The 15,070-nt window shown below is 56.5% G+C and carries 17 protein-coding genes; 9 read left to right on the top strand and 8 right to left on the bottom strand.

The annotated features are described in order from the left end of the window. The 3 genes from secF to LDK53_RS03185 all read left to right on the top strand — a co-directional run bounded on the left by secF (position 1) and on the right by LDK53_RS03185 (position 2,175). Entirely contained in the window at positions 1 to 972 is a 972-nt protein-coding gene (gene secF / locus LDK53_RS03195; RefSeq protein ID WP_025756201.1) for a protein translocase subunit SecF, read from the top strand. A gap of 142 nt (positions 973 to 1,114) precedes the next feature. After that, on the top strand, positions 1,115 to 1,480 hold the full coding sequence (locus LDK53_RS03190; RefSeq protein ID WP_225284245.1) for a VOC family protein: 366 nt from the start codon (positions 1,115 to 1,117) through the stop codon (positions 1,478 to 1,480). A 14-nt stretch (positions 1,481 to 1,494) separates the two neighbouring features. Continuing rightward, positions 1,495 to 2,175 carry a helix-turn-helix transcriptional regulator gene (locus LDK53_RS03185; protein WP_025756199.1) on the top strand — a complete coding sequence of 227 codons (681 nt, stop codon included), beginning with the start codon at positions 1,495 to 1,497 and terminating at the stop codon, positions 2,173 to 2,175. Between the two features lie 110 nt (positions 2,176 to 2,285). Here LDK53_RS03185 and LDK53_RS03180 read toward each other — a convergent pair whose 3' ends face one another. Both LDK53_RS03180 and LDK53_RS03175 read right to left on the bottom strand, forming a co-directional pair. Further along, complete coding sequence (locus tag LDK53_RS03180) at positions 2,286 to 3,170, bottom strand: nucleoside-specific channel-forming protein Tsx (RefSeq protein WP_025756198.1); 885 nt, start codon at positions 3,168 to 3,170, stop codon at positions 2,286 to 2,288. Between the two features lie 268 nt (positions 3,171 to 3,438). Next, positions 3,439 to 3,978: a DUF3251 domain-containing protein gene (locus LDK53_RS03175; RefSeq protein ID WP_025756197.1), complete on the bottom strand. Its 540-nt coding sequence runs from the start codon at positions 3,976 to 3,978 to the stop codon at positions 3,439 to 3,441. 152 nt (positions 3,979 to 4,130) lie between these two features. Here LDK53_RS03175 and nrdR point away from each other — a divergent pair, with 152 nt between their 5' ends. The 5 genes from nrdR (at position 4,131) to thiL (ending at position 7,736) form a co-directional block, all read left to right on the top strand. Then, positions 4,131 to 4,580, top strand: a complete 450-nt coding sequence (gene nrdR / locus LDK53_RS03170) for a transcriptional regulator NrdR (RefSeq protein WP_025756196.1) — start codon at positions 4,131 to 4,133, stop codon at positions 4,578 to 4,580. A gap of 4 nt (positions 4,581 to 4,584) precedes the next feature. Continuing rightward, the gene (ribD, locus tag LDK53_RS03165) at positions 4,585 to 5,688 is read left to right on the top strand and encodes a bifunctional diaminohydroxyphosphoribosylaminopyrimidine deaminase/5-amino-6-(5-phosphoribosylamino)uracil reductase RibD (RefSeq protein WP_225284242.1); all 1,104 of its coding nucleotides are present in this window, start codon (positions 4,585 to 4,587) and stop codon (positions 5,686 to 5,688) included. Between the two features lie 87 nt (positions 5,689 to 5,775). Then, positions 5,776 to 6,246, top strand: coding sequence for a 6,7-dimethyl-8-ribityllumazine synthase (ribE, locus tag LDK53_RS03160; protein ID WP_003859098.1), 471 nt, complete (start codon positions 5,776 to 5,778; stop codon positions 6,244 to 6,246). 21 nt (positions 6,247 to 6,267) lie between these two features. Further along, positions 6,268 to 6,687 carry a transcription antitermination factor NusB gene (nusB, locus tag LDK53_RS03155; protein ID WP_006809908.1) on the top strand — a complete coding sequence of 140 codons (420 nt, stop codon included), beginning with the start codon at positions 6,268 to 6,270 and terminating at the stop codon, positions 6,685 to 6,687. A 77-nt stretch (positions 6,688 to 6,764) separates the two neighbouring features. Then, positions 6,765 to 7,736: a thiamine-phosphate kinase gene (gene thiL / locus LDK53_RS03150; protein ID WP_025756194.1), complete on the top strand. Its 972-nt coding sequence runs from the start codon at positions 6,765 to 6,767 to the stop codon at positions 7,734 to 7,736. Positions 7,737 to 7,798: 62 nt separating this feature from the next. Here thiL and LDK53_RS03145 read toward each other — a convergent pair whose 3' ends face one another. The 4 genes from LDK53_RS03145 to xseB form a co-directional block, all read right to left on the bottom strand. Further along, on the bottom strand, positions 7,799 to 8,773 hold the full coding sequence (locus LDK53_RS03145; protein WP_045285217.1) for an aldo/keto reductase: 975 nt from the start codon (positions 8,771 to 8,773) through the stop codon (positions 7,799 to 7,801). A gap of 62 nt (positions 8,774 to 8,835) precedes the next feature. After that, on the bottom strand, positions 8,836 to 10,698 hold the full coding sequence (gene dxs, locus LDK53_RS03140; protein ID WP_025756192.1) for a 1-deoxy-D-xylulose-5-phosphate synthase: 1,863 nt from the start codon (positions 10,696 to 10,698) through the stop codon (positions 8,836 to 8,838). A gap of 24 nt (positions 10,699 to 10,722) precedes the next feature. After that, positions 10,723 to 11,622, bottom strand: a complete 900-nt coding sequence (gene ispA, locus LDK53_RS03135) for a (2E,6E)-farnesyl diphosphate synthase (protein WP_047957876.1) — start codon at positions 11,620 to 11,622, stop codon at positions 10,723 to 10,725. After that, positions 11,623 to 11,865: an exodeoxyribonuclease VII small subunit gene (gene xseB / locus LDK53_RS03130; RefSeq protein ID WP_008503331.1), complete on the bottom strand. Its 243-nt coding sequence runs from the start codon at positions 11,863 to 11,865 to the stop codon at positions 11,623 to 11,625. Between the two features lie 191 nt (positions 11,866 to 12,056). Between xseB and thiI the strand changes: the two genes are divergently transcribed. Continuing rightward, entirely contained in the window at positions 12,057 to 13,505 is a 1,449-nt protein-coding gene (gene thiI / locus LDK53_RS03125; protein WP_047957877.1) for a tRNA uracil 4-sulfurtransferase ThiI, read from the top strand. 93 nt (positions 13,506 to 13,598) lie between these two features. Here the strand turns inward: thiI and yajL are convergent, their stop codons facing one another. Both yajL and panE read right to left on the bottom strand, forming a co-directional pair. Beyond that, on the bottom strand, positions 13,599 to 14,192 hold the full coding sequence (yajL, locus tag LDK53_RS03120; RefSeq protein WP_069303737.1) for a protein deglycase YajL: 594 nt from the start codon (positions 14,190 to 14,192) through the stop codon (positions 13,599 to 13,601). Next, on the bottom strand, positions 14,155 to 15,066 hold the full coding sequence (panE, locus tag LDK53_RS03115; protein WP_025756187.1) for a 2-dehydropantoate 2-reductase: 912 nt from the start codon (positions 15,064 to 15,066) through the stop codon (positions 14,155 to 14,157). The genes yajL and panE overlap by 38 nt, the downstream gene beginning before the upstream one ends. Between the last annotated feature and the right edge of the window lie 4 nt (positions 15,067 to 15,070).

Raw genomic sequence — 15,070 nt, 5'->3', positions numbered from 1 at the left:
GTGGCACAGGAATATACTGTTGAACAATTGAACCACGGCCGTAAAGTCTGGGACTTTATGCGCTGGGACTACTGGGCCTTCGGCATTTCAGGTTTCCTGCTGATCCTGTCCATCGTCATTATGGGCGTGAAAGGCTTTAACTGGGGGCTTGATTTCACCGGGGGGACGGTCATCGAGATCTCCCTGGAAAAACCGGTCGATATGGACGAGATGCGCCTGTCTCTGCAGAAGGCGGGCTTTGAAGAGCCACTGCTGCAGAACTTCGGCAGCAGCCGCGACATCATGGTGCGTATGCCGCCGGTGCACGATGCCAACGGCAGCCAGGAGCTGGGCAGCAAGGTTGTGAACGTGATTAACGAAACAACCAGCCAGAATGCGGCGGTCAAACGTATTGAGTTCGTCGGCCCAAGCGTGGGTGCTGACCTGGCGCAAACCGGGGCCATGGCGCTGCTGGTGGCGCTGATTTCCATCCTGGTCTACGTCGGTTTCCGCTTTGAGTGGCGACTGGCGGCCGGTGTGGTTATCGCTCTGGCGCACGACGTGGTGATCACCATGGGGATACTGTCTCTGTTCCATATTGAGATTGACCTGACGATTGTGGCATCCCTGATGTCCGTTATCGGTTACTCACTGAACGACAGTATCGTGGTATCTGACCGTATCCGTGAAAACTTCCGTAAGATCCGTCGCGGTACGCCGTACGAAATCTTTAACGTGTCGTTGACCCAGACGCTGCACCGTACCTTGATCACATCCGGTACTACCCTGATGGTGATCCTGATGCTGTTCCTGTTCGGTGGCCCGGTACTGGAAGGCTTCTCGCTGACCATGCTGATTGGTGTCACCATCGGTACGGCGTCGTCTATCTACGTTGCGTCCGCACTGGCGCTGAAACTCGGCATGAAGCGCGAGCACCTGCTCCAGCAGAAAGTCGAGAAAGAAGGGGCGGATCAGCCGTCGATTCTGCCGTAAGCCGACGTTTAGCGCGTTATCGAAATCCCGGTCTGTTGACCGGGATTTTTTTTATCTGCTCCTGACAAACACTCCTGACAGTATGCTGTCAGGAGCCCTGTCGTAGACTCTTTTCGAACCCAAACAACCGTCAGGAGGATGTATGAGAAATGTGATTAACTGGTTTGAAATCCCGGTCACGGATATGGATCGCGCGATGAGTTTTTATGAGCCCGTGATGCAGGTGTCATTAAAACGCGAGAAAATGGACTGTGCTGAACTCGCCGTTTTCCCCCATGAGGAACCGTCTACTGGCGGGGCGCTGGCAAAATTTGAGGGCATTGTGCCGTCTCATGAAGGCGCTATTATCTATCTGCATACCGACAATCTGGCGGCCACGCTCGATCGCGTTGCCTCTGCTGGCGGCGAGTGCGTGTTTGGCCCACTGGAACTGCCGCATGGTATTGGCACTATCGCGTTGTTTACCGACAGCGAAGGTAATCGCGTCGGCCTCCATCAACCTGCCTGAGAGTTAACGAATCTATGACCCGACGCGCTGACCGTTTGTTTCAGATAGTGCAGATCCTGCGGGGCAGGCGTCTGACAACGGCAGCGCATCTGGCGGACCGCCTTGGCGTGTCCGAACGCACGGTCTATCGCGATATCCGCGACCTGTCGCTTTCCGGCGTGCCGGTGGAGGGCGAGGCAGGGAGCGGATACCGGCTGATGTCGGGTTTTGACCTGCCGCCGCTGATGCTGACAAACAAGGAGTCTGAGGCGTTGATTGTCGCGATTCGCCTGCTCAAAACCTGGGGCGGGGAGTCGCTGTCGCGTGAGCTGGAATCGGCTCAGGAGAAAGTGCTGGCGATCCTGCCCGAGGAGAGTCGTCGAAAGGCGGAGCAGACGCGGATTTACGCCCCGGACTTTTGCATGCAAAGCCACTCCCGCAGCGATTTTGACAGGATCCATCAGGCGATTTCCGCCCAGCGCGTGCTGGCGTTGCATTACCGTGATGAAGCCGGACAGCTCTCTAAACGCGAAGTTCAGCCGCTGGGGTTGTTCTTTTGGGGCGAGCGCTGGCTGCTGGCAGCGTGGTGCGAACGGCGCGAGGACTATCGCTGTTTCCGGCTCGACAGATGTCTCAATATTGCGCAGACGGAGAGGCGCTTTAGCGAGAGTGCGGACAGGTCGTTGGCGGATTTTTTACGGAAGGTGAAGCAGTAATAAGCCAGCCCTTGAGCTGGCTTTTTTGCCCGGCGGCGCTGCGCTTGCACGGGCCTACAGGTTTTGTAGGCCGGGTAAGGCGTAGCCGCCACCCGGCAACAATCATACGATTAGAAGTTGTAACCCACCACCAGGTAACCACCCCAACCGGTAGAACGAACGCTGAAGTCGCCGTTGCCGAAGTTCAGGCTGGCGTCGTCGTTCCACTGACCACCGTTGTGCCAGTAACGTGCCACAACAGAGTAGTGCCAGTGATCGTAGTTCAGCGCCAGGATGTGGCTGGATGCGATGGAGTCGTTGGTGCGCGCTTTCTTACCGTTCAGGTCGCGGAAGTCGTTGTCGCCCAGATCTGAACCCCAGTCAAAGTTGGTGAAGCCGATATAGCTCAGGTTGCCGCCCCACAGCTGGGTGATTGGCACAAAGTATTTCACTTTGAAACGGTAGCCATCCCACTCGTTTTCGTTCGCGGCACCGTAGTTCTGCCACTGATATTTCGCGTACACGTTCAGAGACAGGCTCATTGGCAGACCGGTGTCGATGTCCGTACCCAGACCCATGTACCAGGTGCTCTGGCGACCGGACTTATTACGGCCCATGTCGTAAATATAGTTGTTCGCGAAATACCACTCTTTGAACGGACCAAACGCCAGGCTGGTACCGGTCAGCTTATCAATAGAGAAGCGCGGTTCGATCTCCATGAACAGTGGGGAACCGTGGTTCCAGATACCTTTCGCGTCGGTGTTACCACCGAAGAAGACAGGTGCATCCATATAACCGTAGAAATCAAACCAGTCTTTCTTGGCGAATGCTTCGTATTCCAGGTAGGTATCGTTACGGATCTGTGGTCCGAAGCGGGTGTGGTAGCTGCCGACCACGTTAACGCTCTGGTGCCACCAGTCGGAGAGGTATTGTGGTTTATCGTTTTCCGCTGCGTTAACAGTGAAAGAAGAGGACAGTGCCAGCACGGCGCCAGCTGCGAGTAATGTTTTTTTCATAATCATGCCACTGATTGAAATTCCCTTCCGGGAGTGAAAAATGCGCGAATTGCGTTTCTAAATATTTCGTGTTTCTGCGGTGCCTATTATAGGAATCCCTGCTCACAAAAATATGTGTTGTTTCACATATCTCTCATACACGTAATCGATTGCGTTCACGTTTGCGTACTTTAAACGGGCGGGATTGTAGCGGCAATCATTTATGTTGCCAATCCATACGAAATGTAAATGTTAGCGGAGTGACATTGCACTCCGCGAAAAGAAGGGGTTATTGCGCGGCGGGTTGGATATCGTGAATACGGATAAAACCTAACTGATCCGGGGTCAGTCCGGTGAGCTGCAGCGGAATGTCAACATCGCTCGGAGCAAGCACGCTGGCGGGTGCAGTGAAAAGCTGATTTCTGACATTCACTTCCTGGTAGTTCTCCGTGGTGCCCTGGATCTGGCCCCACTCGACGGTGCCGCTGAAGGCCGGCAGCGGATCGTTGGATTCTCCCTGGATGCGTAATGTTGCGCGAGTACCATCTGCATTCGCCGCCACATTCACCAGAGACATTTTTAGCGTGCCAACCTGGCTGTTAAGTCGCGCAGGGGTATTCGCGCCCGGCAGCAGATAAACCCCGCTGCTGGATTTGGCGTTCAGCGCATTTTGCTGGGTGATCTTCACCGTTTCTTTGTTCAGTTTGTCCATCGCGGTATTAAGCGTATTCACGCTCTGTTTCATCTGACGGACTTCGGTTTGCTGTGCACAGGCGCTAAGGGTGAAGAGGCTCCCCACCAGCAATATTTTCAGGTAACGTCTTGTCATTGCGTTTATTTCCTTGAAATAACGGATCGCCCTAATGGTAGCCAGCATTGTGGCGTCAGACATAGATCCTTTATCTCAAAAAGCTCTTCCTTTGTTGTCAGGCCAGATCAGGGTAAAATGAAAATCAGTTAACCAGATAACAGGGATACCGTATGCATTGCCCATTTTGCTCCGCTGTGGATACCAAAGTCATCGACTCTCGTCTTGTGGGCGAAGGATCATCCGTACGCCGTCGTCGGCAGTGTCTGGTGTGTAACGAGCGTTTCACGACCTTTGAGGTGGCAGAGCTGGTCATGCCGCGCGTGGTAAAAACTAACGACGTGCGTGAACCCTTCAACGAAGAGAAATTGCGTAGCGGGATGCTGAAGGCCCTGGAAAAACGGCCCGTCAGTGCGGATGACGTTGAAATGGCGTTAAACCACATAAAATCTTACCTTCGTGGTTTGGGCGAGCGTGAAGTGCCCAGCAAGATGATCGGTAATCTGGTGATGGAACAGCTGAAAAAGCTCGATAAGGTCGCCTATATCCGCTTCGCCTCTGTTTATCGCAGTTTCGAAGATATCAAAGAGTTTGGCGAAGAGATCGCCCGCTTACAGGATTAAGTCCATGCAGGATGAGATGTACATGGCGCGCGCCATGAAACTGGCGCAGCGCGGTCGTTTTACCACCCACCCTAACCCGAATGTCGGGTGCGTTATCGTTAACGATGGCGAGATCGTGGGGGAAGGTTTTCACTACCGCGCGGGTGAGCCCCATGCTGAGGTTCATGCTCTGCGCATGGCCGGCGAGAAGGCGCGCGGCGCCACAGCCTACGTTACGCTAGAGCCCTGCAGCCATCACGGGCGTACGCCGCCGTGCTGCGACGCGCTGATTGCCGCAGGTGTTGCACGCGTGGTCGCATCAATGCAGGATCCGAATCCGCAGGTGGCGGGCCGGGGTCTGTATCGCCTGCAGCAGGAAGGGATTGAGGTCAGCCATGGCCTGATGATGCAGGACGCAGAGGCGCTTAATAAAGGCTTCCTGAAGCGCATGCGCACCGGGTTCCCGTATATTCAGCTTAAGCTGGGCGCCTCGCTGGATGGACGCACGGCGATGGCAAACGGTGAAAGCCAGTGGGTCACTTCGCCGCAGGCAAGGCGCGATGTGCAACGTCTGCGTGCGCAAAGCCATGCTATCCTCACCAGCAGTGAAACCGTTCTGGCTGACGATCCGGCGCTGACCGTGCGCTGGGACGAACTGAATGCCGATACCCAGGCGCTCTATCCGCAGGAGAACCTGCGCCAGCCGCTGCGTATTGTGATTGATAGTCAGAACCGTGTGACGCCAGAGCACCGCATTGTCCAGCAGCCGGGTGAAACCTGGTTTGCGCGCACCAAAGATGATACGCGCGTATGGCCGGAAGGTGTGCGCAGTATCAGGGTGCCGGAGCACAACGGACGTCTGGATCTCGTGGTGCTGATGATGCTGCTCGGTAAGCAGCAGGTGAACAGCATCTGGGTGGAAGCGGGCCCGACGCTGGCCGGCGCGCTGCTGCAGGCCGGGCTGGTGGATGAGCTGATTGTTTACGTGGCGCCTAAACTGTTGGGCAGCGACGCGCGTGGCCTGTTTGTGCTGCCCGGCCTTGAAAAACTGGCTGATGCACCACAACTCAAATTCAGCGAGATTCGTCCGGTGGGCCCGGATGTCTGCCTCCACTTAACGACAGCGTAATTGCTCCCGAAATAGGGAAGCAGTGCGCAAAGTATTATGATAAAATCCGCCCCCCTGCGGGGCCAAATGAACCCGTAAAGGAAGAGTATGAACATTATTGAAGCTGCTGTAGCTACCCCGGACGCTCGCGTCGCCATCACCATTGCGCGTTTCAACAACTTCATCAACGACAGCCTGCTGGAAGGTGCGGTTGATGCCCTGAAACGCATCGGCCAGGTTAAAGATGACAACATTACCGTTGTGTGGGTTCCAGGTGCTTACGAACTGCCACTGGCAGCGGGCGCGCTGGCGAAAACCGGTAAATACGACGCGGTGATTGCGCTGGGTACCGTTATTCGTGGCGGCACTGCGCACTTCGAATACGTTGCGGGCGGTGCAAGCAACGGTCTGGCACACGTTGCACAGGATGCTGAAATTCCTGTCGCGTTCGGCGTGCTGACCACCGAAAGTATTGAACAAGCCATCGAACGTGCTGGCACCAAAGCCGGTAACAAAGGTGCAGAAGCTGCACTGACCGCGCTTGAAATGATCAATGTATTGAAAGCCATCAAGGCCTGATTTTTTTGTAAGGGGAATTCCGTGAAACCTGCTGCTCGTCGCCGCGCCCGTGAATGTGCCGTCCAGGCACTTTACTCCTGGCAGTTGTCCCAGAACGACATCGCTGATGTTGAATACCAGTTCCTGTCAGAACAGGACGTGAAAGACGTTGACGTTCTGTACTTCCGTGAACTGCTGTCGGGAGTGGCGACTAATAGCGCGTATCTCGATGGTCTGATGAAGCCATACCTGTCCCGTCTGCTCGAAGAGCTGGGCCAGGTTGAAAAAGCAGTGTTGCGCATTGCGCTGTTTGAGCTGTCAAAACGTGATGATGTGCCGTACAAAGTGGCCATCAACGAAGCGATCGAACTGGCGAAAACCTTCGGCGCTGAAGACAGCCACAAGTTCGTAAACGGCGTTCTTGATAAAGCAGCACCTGCGATCCGTCCCCACAAAAAGTGATCCGCAAACCGGAGTCCTGCATTGCCTGACGGGCAGTGCGGCTCCGGTTTTTTCTTTTATTTGCTGAGGCATAACGTATGGCATGCGGCGAATTCTCCCTGATTGCCCGTTATTTCGACCGTGTCAGAACCTCTCGTCTTGATGTTGAAACCGGCATTGGCGATGACTGCGCACTTCTCAATGTTCCCGAAAAACAGACGCTGGCAATCAGCACCGACACCTTAGTGTGCGGACGTCATTTTTTACCGGATATCGATCCTGCCGATCTGGCGTATAAAGCACTGGCGGTTAACGTTAGCGATCTGGCGGCAATGGGGGCCGATCCCGCCTGGTTAACGCTGGCTCTGACGTTGCCTGAGGTGGATGAAGCCTGGCTTGAAGCCTTTAGCGATGCGCTGTTTGAGCAGCTTAACTACTACGATATGCAGCTGATCGGCGGTGATACCACGGCCGGGCCGCTGTCGATGACGCTGGCGATCCACGGCTATGTGCCGCTCGGTCGCGCGCTGAAGCGCTCGGGTGCAAAACCCGGCGACTGGATCTACGTGACCGGTACACCGGGCGACAGCGCCGCGGGCCTGGCGATTCTTCAGGATCGCTTAACCGTGAAGAACGCTGACGATGCGGCCTATCTGGTGAAACGCCATCTGCGCCCGACGCCGCGTATTCTGCACGGTCAGGCGCTGCGCGAGCGGGCAAGCTCGGCTATCGATCTCTCTGACGGGCTTATCTCAGATCTCGGGCATATTCTGAAAGCCAGCGGCGTTGGCGCACGCATCGATCTGGATCTGTTCCCGCTGTCAGAGCAGCTGCTTCGCCATGTGGAGCCTGAGCAGGCTCTGCGCTGGGCGCTCTCGGGTGGTGAAGACTATGAATTGTGCTTTACCGTTCCGGAACTCAACCGTGGCACGCTGGATGTGGCGTTAGCTCATCTCGGCGCGAAATTTACCTGTATCGGGCAAATTATGCCGGAGAGTGAAGGGCTGAAGTTTGTGAAAGACGGTGCGCCCGTGACGCTGGACTGGAAAGGGTACGACCACTTCGCGTGATGTTTTGCGCTCTGTATTGCCGGGTGGAGGCTACGCCTTACCCGGCCTACATAAGAGAGGGCTTATTTATACCCCACTACCGGATGCTGCTGATACGGCGTCTCCAGCTCGGCAATCTGCTCTGGCGTCAGCGTGATATCCACCGCATTTAACAGTTCGTCCAGCTGCTCTTCCCGGGACGTGCCGATAATGGGGGCCGCGACACCACGCTTGCCCAGAAGCCACGCCAGGGCCACCTGGGCGCGGGTTGCACCGGTATCGTCGGCGATCCCGGCCAAACGTTCGGCAATCAGCGCATCGCTGGCCTCTGTTCCGCCGTACAGATTTTTCCCCACCTCATCGGATACCAGCCGGGCCGTGGTTTCCCCCCACGGACGGGTCAGACGTCCACGCGCCAGCGGGCTCCAGGGGATGACCGCTACTCCCTCCTGGTAGCACAGCGGTAGCATCTCGCGCTCTTCTTCACGATAGATCAAATTGTAGTGATCCTGCATGGTGACAAAGCGCGCCCAGCCGTGCTGCGCCTGGAGATCCAGCGCCTGGGCAAACTGCGATGCGTGCATGGACGATGCGCCGATGTAGCGCGCTTTACCGGCTTTCACCACGTCGTTGAGCGCTTCAAGCGTCTCTTCGATCGGCGTGTTGTAATCCCAACGGTGAATTTGCAGCAGGTCGACGTAATCCATGTTCAGGCGTCTGAGGCTGTCATCAATAGAGCGCAGGATCTGGGTGCGAGAAAGGCCTTCCGCCAGATCGCCCACCGGGTAGTACACCTTGGTGGCGACGACGATTTCATCCCGGCGTGCAAAATCACGCAGGGCACGGCCAACAATCTCCTCACTGCTGCCGTCGGAGTAGCTGTTAGCGGTGTCAAAGAAGTTAATGCCGCCCTCAATGGCGCGTTTGATAATCGGACGGCTGCTCTCTTCCGGCAGCGTCCAGGCGTGGTTCCCCCGGTCGGGCTCACCAAAGGTCATGCATCCCAGACAAAGTCGGGAAACCCTGAGATCTGTTTTTCCTAATGTCGTGTATTGCATGGTTCCGCTCCTGCTGTTTAAACAATACGTTTAAGCATAGCAGGAGCGGAAAAGGGGTGGGATCAGGCCAGCCAGCTGCGGATTTTGGCTTCGATACCGGCAGCATCCAGGCCAATCGCCGCGCGGGCTTCGTCCTGAGTGCCTTGTGGGATGAAGTAGTCCGGCAGACCGAGGTTAAGCACCGGAACGGCTTTACGGTTCGCCATCAGCACCTCGTTCACGCCGCTGCCTGCGCCACCCATGATGGCGTTTTCTTCCAGGGTCACCAGCACGTCATGCGTTTCAGCCATGCTGAGGATCAGGGATTCGTCGAGCGGTTTCACAAAACGCATATCCACCAGCGTGGCATTCAGCGATTCCGCCACCTTTGCGGCCTCTGGCATCAGCGTGCCGAAGTTCAGGATCGCCACTTTCTCGCCACGACGTTTTACCAGTCCTTTACCGATCGCCAGTTTCTCCAGCGGCTGCAGCTCAACGCCCACCGCATTACCGCGCGGGTAGCGAACCGCGCTCGGCCCGTCCTGATAGTGGTAGCCGGTAAACAGCATCTGACGACATTCGTTCTCGTCGCTTGGCGTCATGATCACCATCTCCGGGATGCAGCGCAGGAAGGAGAGATCAAATGCGCCCTGGTGCGTCTGGCCGTCAGCACCGACTATGCCGGCACGATCGATTGCAAACAGTACCGGCAGTTTCTGAATCGCCACGTCATGAATAACCTGATCGTAAGCGCGCTGCAGGAAGGTGGAGTAGATCGCGACAACCGGTTTGTAGCCGCCAATCGCCAGACCCGCCGCAAAGGTGACCGCATGCTGCTCGGCAATGGCCACGTCAAAGTACTGGTCAGGATATTTTTTAGAGAACTCCACCATGCCGGAGCCTTCGCGCATGGCCGGGGTGATCGCCATCAGCTTATTGTCTTTCGCGGCGGTTTCGCACAGCCAGTCGCCGAAGATTTTTGAATAGCTCGGCATACCGCCGCTGCTTTTCGGCAGACAGCCGCTGGACGGGTCAAATTTCGGTACCGCGTGGAAGGTGATCGGATCTTTTTCCGCCGGTTCGTAACCACGCCCTTTCTTGGTCATGATATGCAGGAACTGCGGGCCTTTCAGGTCGCGCATGTTTTTGAGCGTGGACACCAGCCCCAGCACGTCATGACCGTCAACAGGACCAATATAGTTAAAGCCCAGCTCTTCAAACAGCGTGCCTGGCACGACCATGCCTTTGATGTGCTCTTCGGTACGTTTGAGCAGCTCTTTGATCGGCGGTACGCCGGAGAAGACTTTCTTGCCGCCTTCACGCAGCGTTGAGTAAAGCTTGCCGGAGAGCAGCTGTGCCAGATGGTTGTTCAGCGCGCCGACGTTTTCGGAAATCGACATTTCGTTGTCGTTCAGAATCACCAGCATGTCCGGCTTGATGTCGCCCGCGTGGTTCATGGCCTCAAAGGCCATCCCGGCGGTGATGGCGCCGTCGCCGATCACGCAGACGGTGCGGCGCTGCTTGTTCTCTTTTTCAGCGGCCACGGCAATCCCGATGCCCGCTGAAATGGAGGTGGAGGAGTGACCGACGCTCAGTACGTCGTACTCGCTCTCACCGCGCCACGGGAACGGATGCAGGCCCCCTTTCTGACGAATGGTGCCAATCTTATCGCGACGTCCGGTCAGAATTTTGTGCGGATAGGCCTGGTGGCCCACGTCCCAGATAAGCTGATCGAACGGCGTGTTATAGACATAGTGAAGCGCCACGGTCAGCTCAACCGTGCCAAGCCCGGAGGCGAAATGGCCGCTGGAGCGGCTTACGCTGTCGAGCAGGTAACGACGCAGCTCGTCGCACAGCTTCGGCAGGCTCTCTTTCGGCAACAGACGTAACTCCTGGGTGGAGTCAACTAACGCCAGTGTCGGGTATTTGGCAATATCAAAACTCATCAAAGGCTCATCGAGATAGTGTGTTTATTTATCACGCTGGATTATATAGTCCGCTAGCGCTTCCAGTGCCGAAGTATCCAGTGATTGCGCGGCCAGCAGATTCAGCGACTGGCGGGCATCGTCAATCAGATCCCGGGCTTTACGCTGGGCTTGCTCAAGACCCAGCAGGGCGGGGTAGGTACTTTTGCCAAGCTGCTGATCCGCACCCTGACGTTTTCCCAATGTTGCAGTATCGCCCACCACATCCAGAATGTCATCCTGAACCTGGAATGCCAGACCGATACTTTCGGCGTATCTGTCCAGAATCGGCAGGGCTTTGCGCCCTCGCTCACCCGCGCTCAGCGCGCCCAGGCGTACGGCTGAACGAATCAATGCCCCGGTTTTATGGCGATGAATACGCTCCAGCTGTTCCAGATTAACCTGACGTCCCTCCGCGTCCAGATCGAGGGCCTGTCCGCCGCACATGCCGGCCACGCCGCTGGCCATTGCCAGTTCGGAGATCATCGCCAGGCGGTCGCGGTCAGCCACTTCCGCCATCGGTGCATCGCTCAGGATCGAGAATGCCAGCGTTTGCAGGGCATCACCCGCCAGAATGGCATTCGCCTCGCCAAATTTGATGTGGCAGGTAGGTTGACCCCGACGCAGATCGTCATCATCCATGGCCGGTAAATCATCGTGGATCAGCGAATAAGCATGGATGCACTCCACGGCGGCTGCCGGGGCGTCCAGCGTGTTATCGCTGATACCAAACATATTGCCTGTGGCGTACACCAGAAACGGGCGCAGGCGCTTTCCCCCCAAGAGTGCGCCATAGTGCATGGCTTCAACCAGTGGAGTGTTCTGAAAAGGCTGGGGCGCAATGAAACGGCGCAGGGCGTCGTTGGCGCGCACGACACGCGCCTGAAGCTTGTTGGCAAAATCCATTTACTCGGCGTCCGGTGTAAAAGGCGTGGTTTTCGCGTCTTCGCTGTCGGACAGCAGGATCTGTACGCGCTGTTCAGCCTGCTGCAGCTTGACCTGCCCCTGGCGCGCCAGCTGCACGCCGCGCTCGAATTCGTTGAGCGCCTCTTCCAGCGGGAGATCGCCGCTCTCAAGGCGGGTAACAATCTGCTCCAGTTCACTCAGCGCAGTTTCGAAACTGGCCGGTGCGTCGTTCTTCTTCGGCATAGTGAATTGACTCTTATATTCTCAGCCCCGACATGGTAACGGACTCAGGGCAATTATCAAATAACGCGCAATGTGCACAGGAGCGGCGCGATGGTGGTATACTTGCGCGCCTGGATGCAGCCACGGGTGTGGGCTGCTGTACTCTTTTCCATTACAAGCCTTAATACGCTTGCCTAAGAAACATTGCCGCCATGAAGTTTATCATTAAATTGTTCCCTGAAATCACCATCAAAAGCCAATCTGTGCGTTTGCGCTTTATTAAAATTCTCACCGGGAACATTCGTAACGTATTAAAGCACTACGACGAAACCCTCGCCGTGGTGCGCCACTGGGACCACGTTGAAGTCCGTGCGAAAGACGAAAACAAACGTCAGGACATTCGTGACGCCCTGACCCGTATCCCGGGGATCCACCATATTCTGGAAGTGGAAGATGTCCCGTTCAGCGATATGCACGATATCTTCGAGAAAGCGCTGGTTCAGTATCGCGACCAGATTGAAGGCAAAACCTTCTGCGTGCGCGTGAAGCGTCGCGGTAAACACGAATTCAGCTCCATTGAAGTGGAACGTTACGTCGGCGGCGGTCTGAACCAGCACGTTGAGTCTGCGCGCGTGCGTCTGACCAACCCGGACGTGACCGTGAATCTGGAGATCGAAAACGATCGCCTGCTGTTGGTGAAAGGGCGCTATGAAGGTATTGGCGGTTTCCCGATCGGGACTCAGGAAGATGTCCTGTCCCTGATCTCCGGCGGCTTCGACTCCGGCGTCTCCAGCTATATGCTGATGCGCCGCGGCTGCCGCGTGCACTACTGCTTCTTCAACCTGGGCGGTGCGGCGCACGAAATTGGCGTTCGTCAGGTCGCGCATTATCTGTGGAACCGCTTCGGCAGCTCCCACCGCGTGCGTTTTGTGGCGATCAACTTCGAACCTGTGGTCGGCGAAATTCTTGAGAAAGTGGACGATGGCCAGATGGGCGTCATCCTGAAGCGTATGATGGTGCGTGCGGCCTCCAAAGTGGCGGAGCGCTACGGCGTGCAGGCGCTGGTCACCGGGGAAGCGCTGGGCCAGGTCTCCAGCCAGACGCTGACCAACCTGCGCCTTATCGACAATGTGTCTGATACCCTGATCCTGCGCCCGCTGATTTCCCACGACAAAGAGCACATCATCGACCTGGCGCGTGAAATTGGTACCGAAGATTTTGCCCGCACCATGCCGGAATACTGCGGTGTGATCTCAAAAAGCCCGACCGTTAAAGCGGTGAAGGCAAAGATCGAAGCGGAAGAAGAGAACTTCGATTTCAGCATTTTGGATAAAGTGGTGGCGGAAGCGTCCAACATTGATATCCGCGAAATTGCCCAGCAGACCGAACAGGACGTGGTTGAAGTGGAAACCGTGAGCGGTTTCGGTGCGAACGATGCGATTCTGGATATCCGCTCTATTGATGAGCAGGATGACAAGCCGCTGCAGGTAGACGGTGTGGAAGTGGTTTCGCTGCCGTTCTACAAGCTGAGCACGAAGTTTGGCGACCTCGACCAGAGCAAAACGTACCTGCTGTGGTGTGAGCGCGGGGTGATGAGCCGTCTGCAGGCGCTGTATCTGCGCGAGCAGGGCTTTGCCAATGTGAAGGTGTATCGTCCGTAGTTTCTCGCCAGGTAGCGCTTCGCTTACCGGGCCTACGATACCGTGCATTTGTAGGCCGGGTAAGGCGTAGCCGCCACCCGGCTTTTTTATGCACTACTCTTCATAGTAATTATAAATTCCCGCCGGCATCACCAGCGATGACGCCACTTCGTACGCTTTTTCGCGCCCGACCAGCAGGTCGATAATCTTTAAGCCAAAATCAATCGCGGTGCCTGGCCCCTGGCTGGTCAGCAGGTTGACGCGCGGATCCCAGACTACGCGTTTATCCACCCAATGCTCTTCCGGGATCGTATCCTTAAGCCCCGGGAAGCCGGTCATGTTGCCGATGGGGAAGATGTCATGGGGTACCAGCACCGTTCCGGCCGCAGCACAAATGGCGGCCACGATGCGGCCCGAAAGATGGAACTGACGCACGGTCTCGACCAGCAACGGGCTGTCACGAAAACACTCCGCACCCTTCAGGCCACCGGGCAGCACGATAATGTCATAATCCCCGTCAGCCACCTGCACAAGCGGGGCATCCGCGAGGATCTTCACCCCGCGCGAGCAGGTGATAGCCAGATTACCGTCGCTGGCGACGCTGGCGGTGGTGACCTTAATGCCGCCGCGCACCATCAAATCAATGGTAGTGACCGCTTCCATCTCTTCGCTACCAGGGGCGAGACAGATCAGTGCTGACGCGCTCATATTCACTCTCCTTACGTTTAACCAGGTCATACAGACGGGCGTTTTCCGGCACCGCGATGCCGTGCGCGCGAGCGCGTTTAAGCAGATATCCCGTGATGTAGTCGATCTCTGTGTGGCGTAATGCCCGAACATCCTGCAGCATCGAGGAGATGTTTTCTGCGGTACTCTCAATGACCTGTTCGACATAACAGCGTAAATCGTCTGCCGAGGTATGCAAGCCTTCCCGCTCAACGACCGCCGCGACTTCCGCACACAGCAGCGCAACCTCATCTGGATGATTTTTCAGCTCCCCGTTTGGGCAGTTCCACAGCGCCGTCAGCGGGTTAATCACGCAGTTGACGGCCAGCTTGCGCCAGAGTTGAGGACGAATGTGGTTATGCCAGGCCACGTCAGGTAATACCTTCTGCAGGACATCAGCCAGATAACTGTAGTCCCCATCCTGCGGTCTGGCAGGCCCGATGTGCGTCACGCCGCTGGCGACATGGACAATAATGTTACCGTCGCGGCGTGCAGCGTGAGTGGTTGTCGCCATCAGCAGGGGCTGCGGGACGCTTTTCAGTTCATCCAGGGTCCCCATGCCGTTATGCAGCAGCAGGATGGGGGACGTGGGGGGGAGCTGCGCGGCCAGGGTTTTGACCGCGTCCGAGACCTGCCACGCTTTGAGCGTCACCAGTAAAAGGTCGCTTTGCGCCAGGAAATCCGGATCGTTCGCAGTGAGGGATTCGTTAAAGATGCTTCCGTCTTCACCAATCAGGTTTACACTGCAATAGGGCTGGGGCACGCGCAGCCAGCCCTGAACCTCATGTCCATGCTTGCACAACGCAGTCAGCCATAGCTGACCAAGGGCTCCGCATCCGAGCACTGTAATTTTCATTGTT

The organism is Enterobacter sp. K16B, assembly GCF_020216105.1.
GTDB classification, from domain to species: Bacteria; Pseudomonadota; Gammaproteobacteria; order Enterobacterales; family Enterobacteriaceae; genus Enterobacter; species Enterobacter sichuanensis.
This window is presented reverse-complemented; position numbering and strand designations above follow the sequence as displayed.

Coding starts and splice junctions, on each gene's coding strand:
- LDK53_RS03190 (WP_225284245.1), top strand. CDS start 1,115: ATGAGAAATGTGATTAACTGGTTTGAAATCCCGGTCACGGATATGGAT.
- LDK53_RS03185 (WP_025756199.1), top strand. CDS start 1,495: ATGACCCGACGCGCTGACCGTTTGTTTCAGATAGTGCAGATCCTGCGG.
- LDK53_RS03180 (WP_025756198.1), bottom strand. CDS start 3,170: ATGAAAAAAACATTACTCGCAGCTGGCGCCGTGCTGGCACTGTCCTCT.
- LDK53_RS03175 (WP_025756197.1), bottom strand. CDS start 3,978: ATGACAAGACGTTACCTGAAAATATTGCTGGTGGGGAGCCTCTTCACC.
- nrdR (WP_025756196.1), top strand. CDS start 4,131: ATGCATTGCCCATTTTGCTCCGCTGTGGATACCAAAGTCATCGACTCT.
- ribD (WP_225284242.1), top strand. CDS start 4,585: ATGCAGGATGAGATGTACATGGCGCGCGCCATGAAACTGGCGCAGCGC.
- ribE (WP_003859098.1), top strand. CDS start 5,776: ATGAACATTATTGAAGCTGCTGTAGCTACCCCGGACGCTCGCGTCGCC.
- thiL (WP_025756194.1), top strand. CDS start 6,765: ATGGCATGCGGCGAATTCTCCCTGATTGCCCGTTATTTCGACCGTGTC.
- LDK53_RS03145 (WP_045285217.1), bottom strand. CDS start 8,773: ATGCAATACACGACATTAGGAAAAACAGATCTCAGGGTTTCCCGACTT.
- dxs (WP_025756192.1), bottom strand. CDS start 10,698: ATGAGTTTTGATATTGCCAAATACCCGACACTGGCGTTAGTTGACTCC.
- ispA (WP_047957876.1), bottom strand. CDS start 11,622: ATGGATTTTGCCAACAAGCTTCAGGCGCGTGTCGTGCGCGCCAACGAC.
- xseB (WP_008503331.1), bottom strand. CDS start 11,865: ATGCCGAAGAAGAACGACGCACCGGCCAGTTTCGAAACTGCGCTGAGT.
- thiI (WP_047957877.1), top strand. CDS start 12,057: ATGAAGTTTATCATTAAATTGTTCCCTGAAATCACCATCAAAAGCCAA.
- yajL (WP_069303737.1), bottom strand. CDS start 14,192: ATGAGCGCGTCAGCACTGATCTGTCTCGCCCCTGGTAGCGAAGAGATG.
- panE (WP_025756187.1), bottom strand. CDS start 15,066: ATGAAAATTACAGTGCTCGGATGCGGAGCCCTTGGTCAGCTATGGCTG.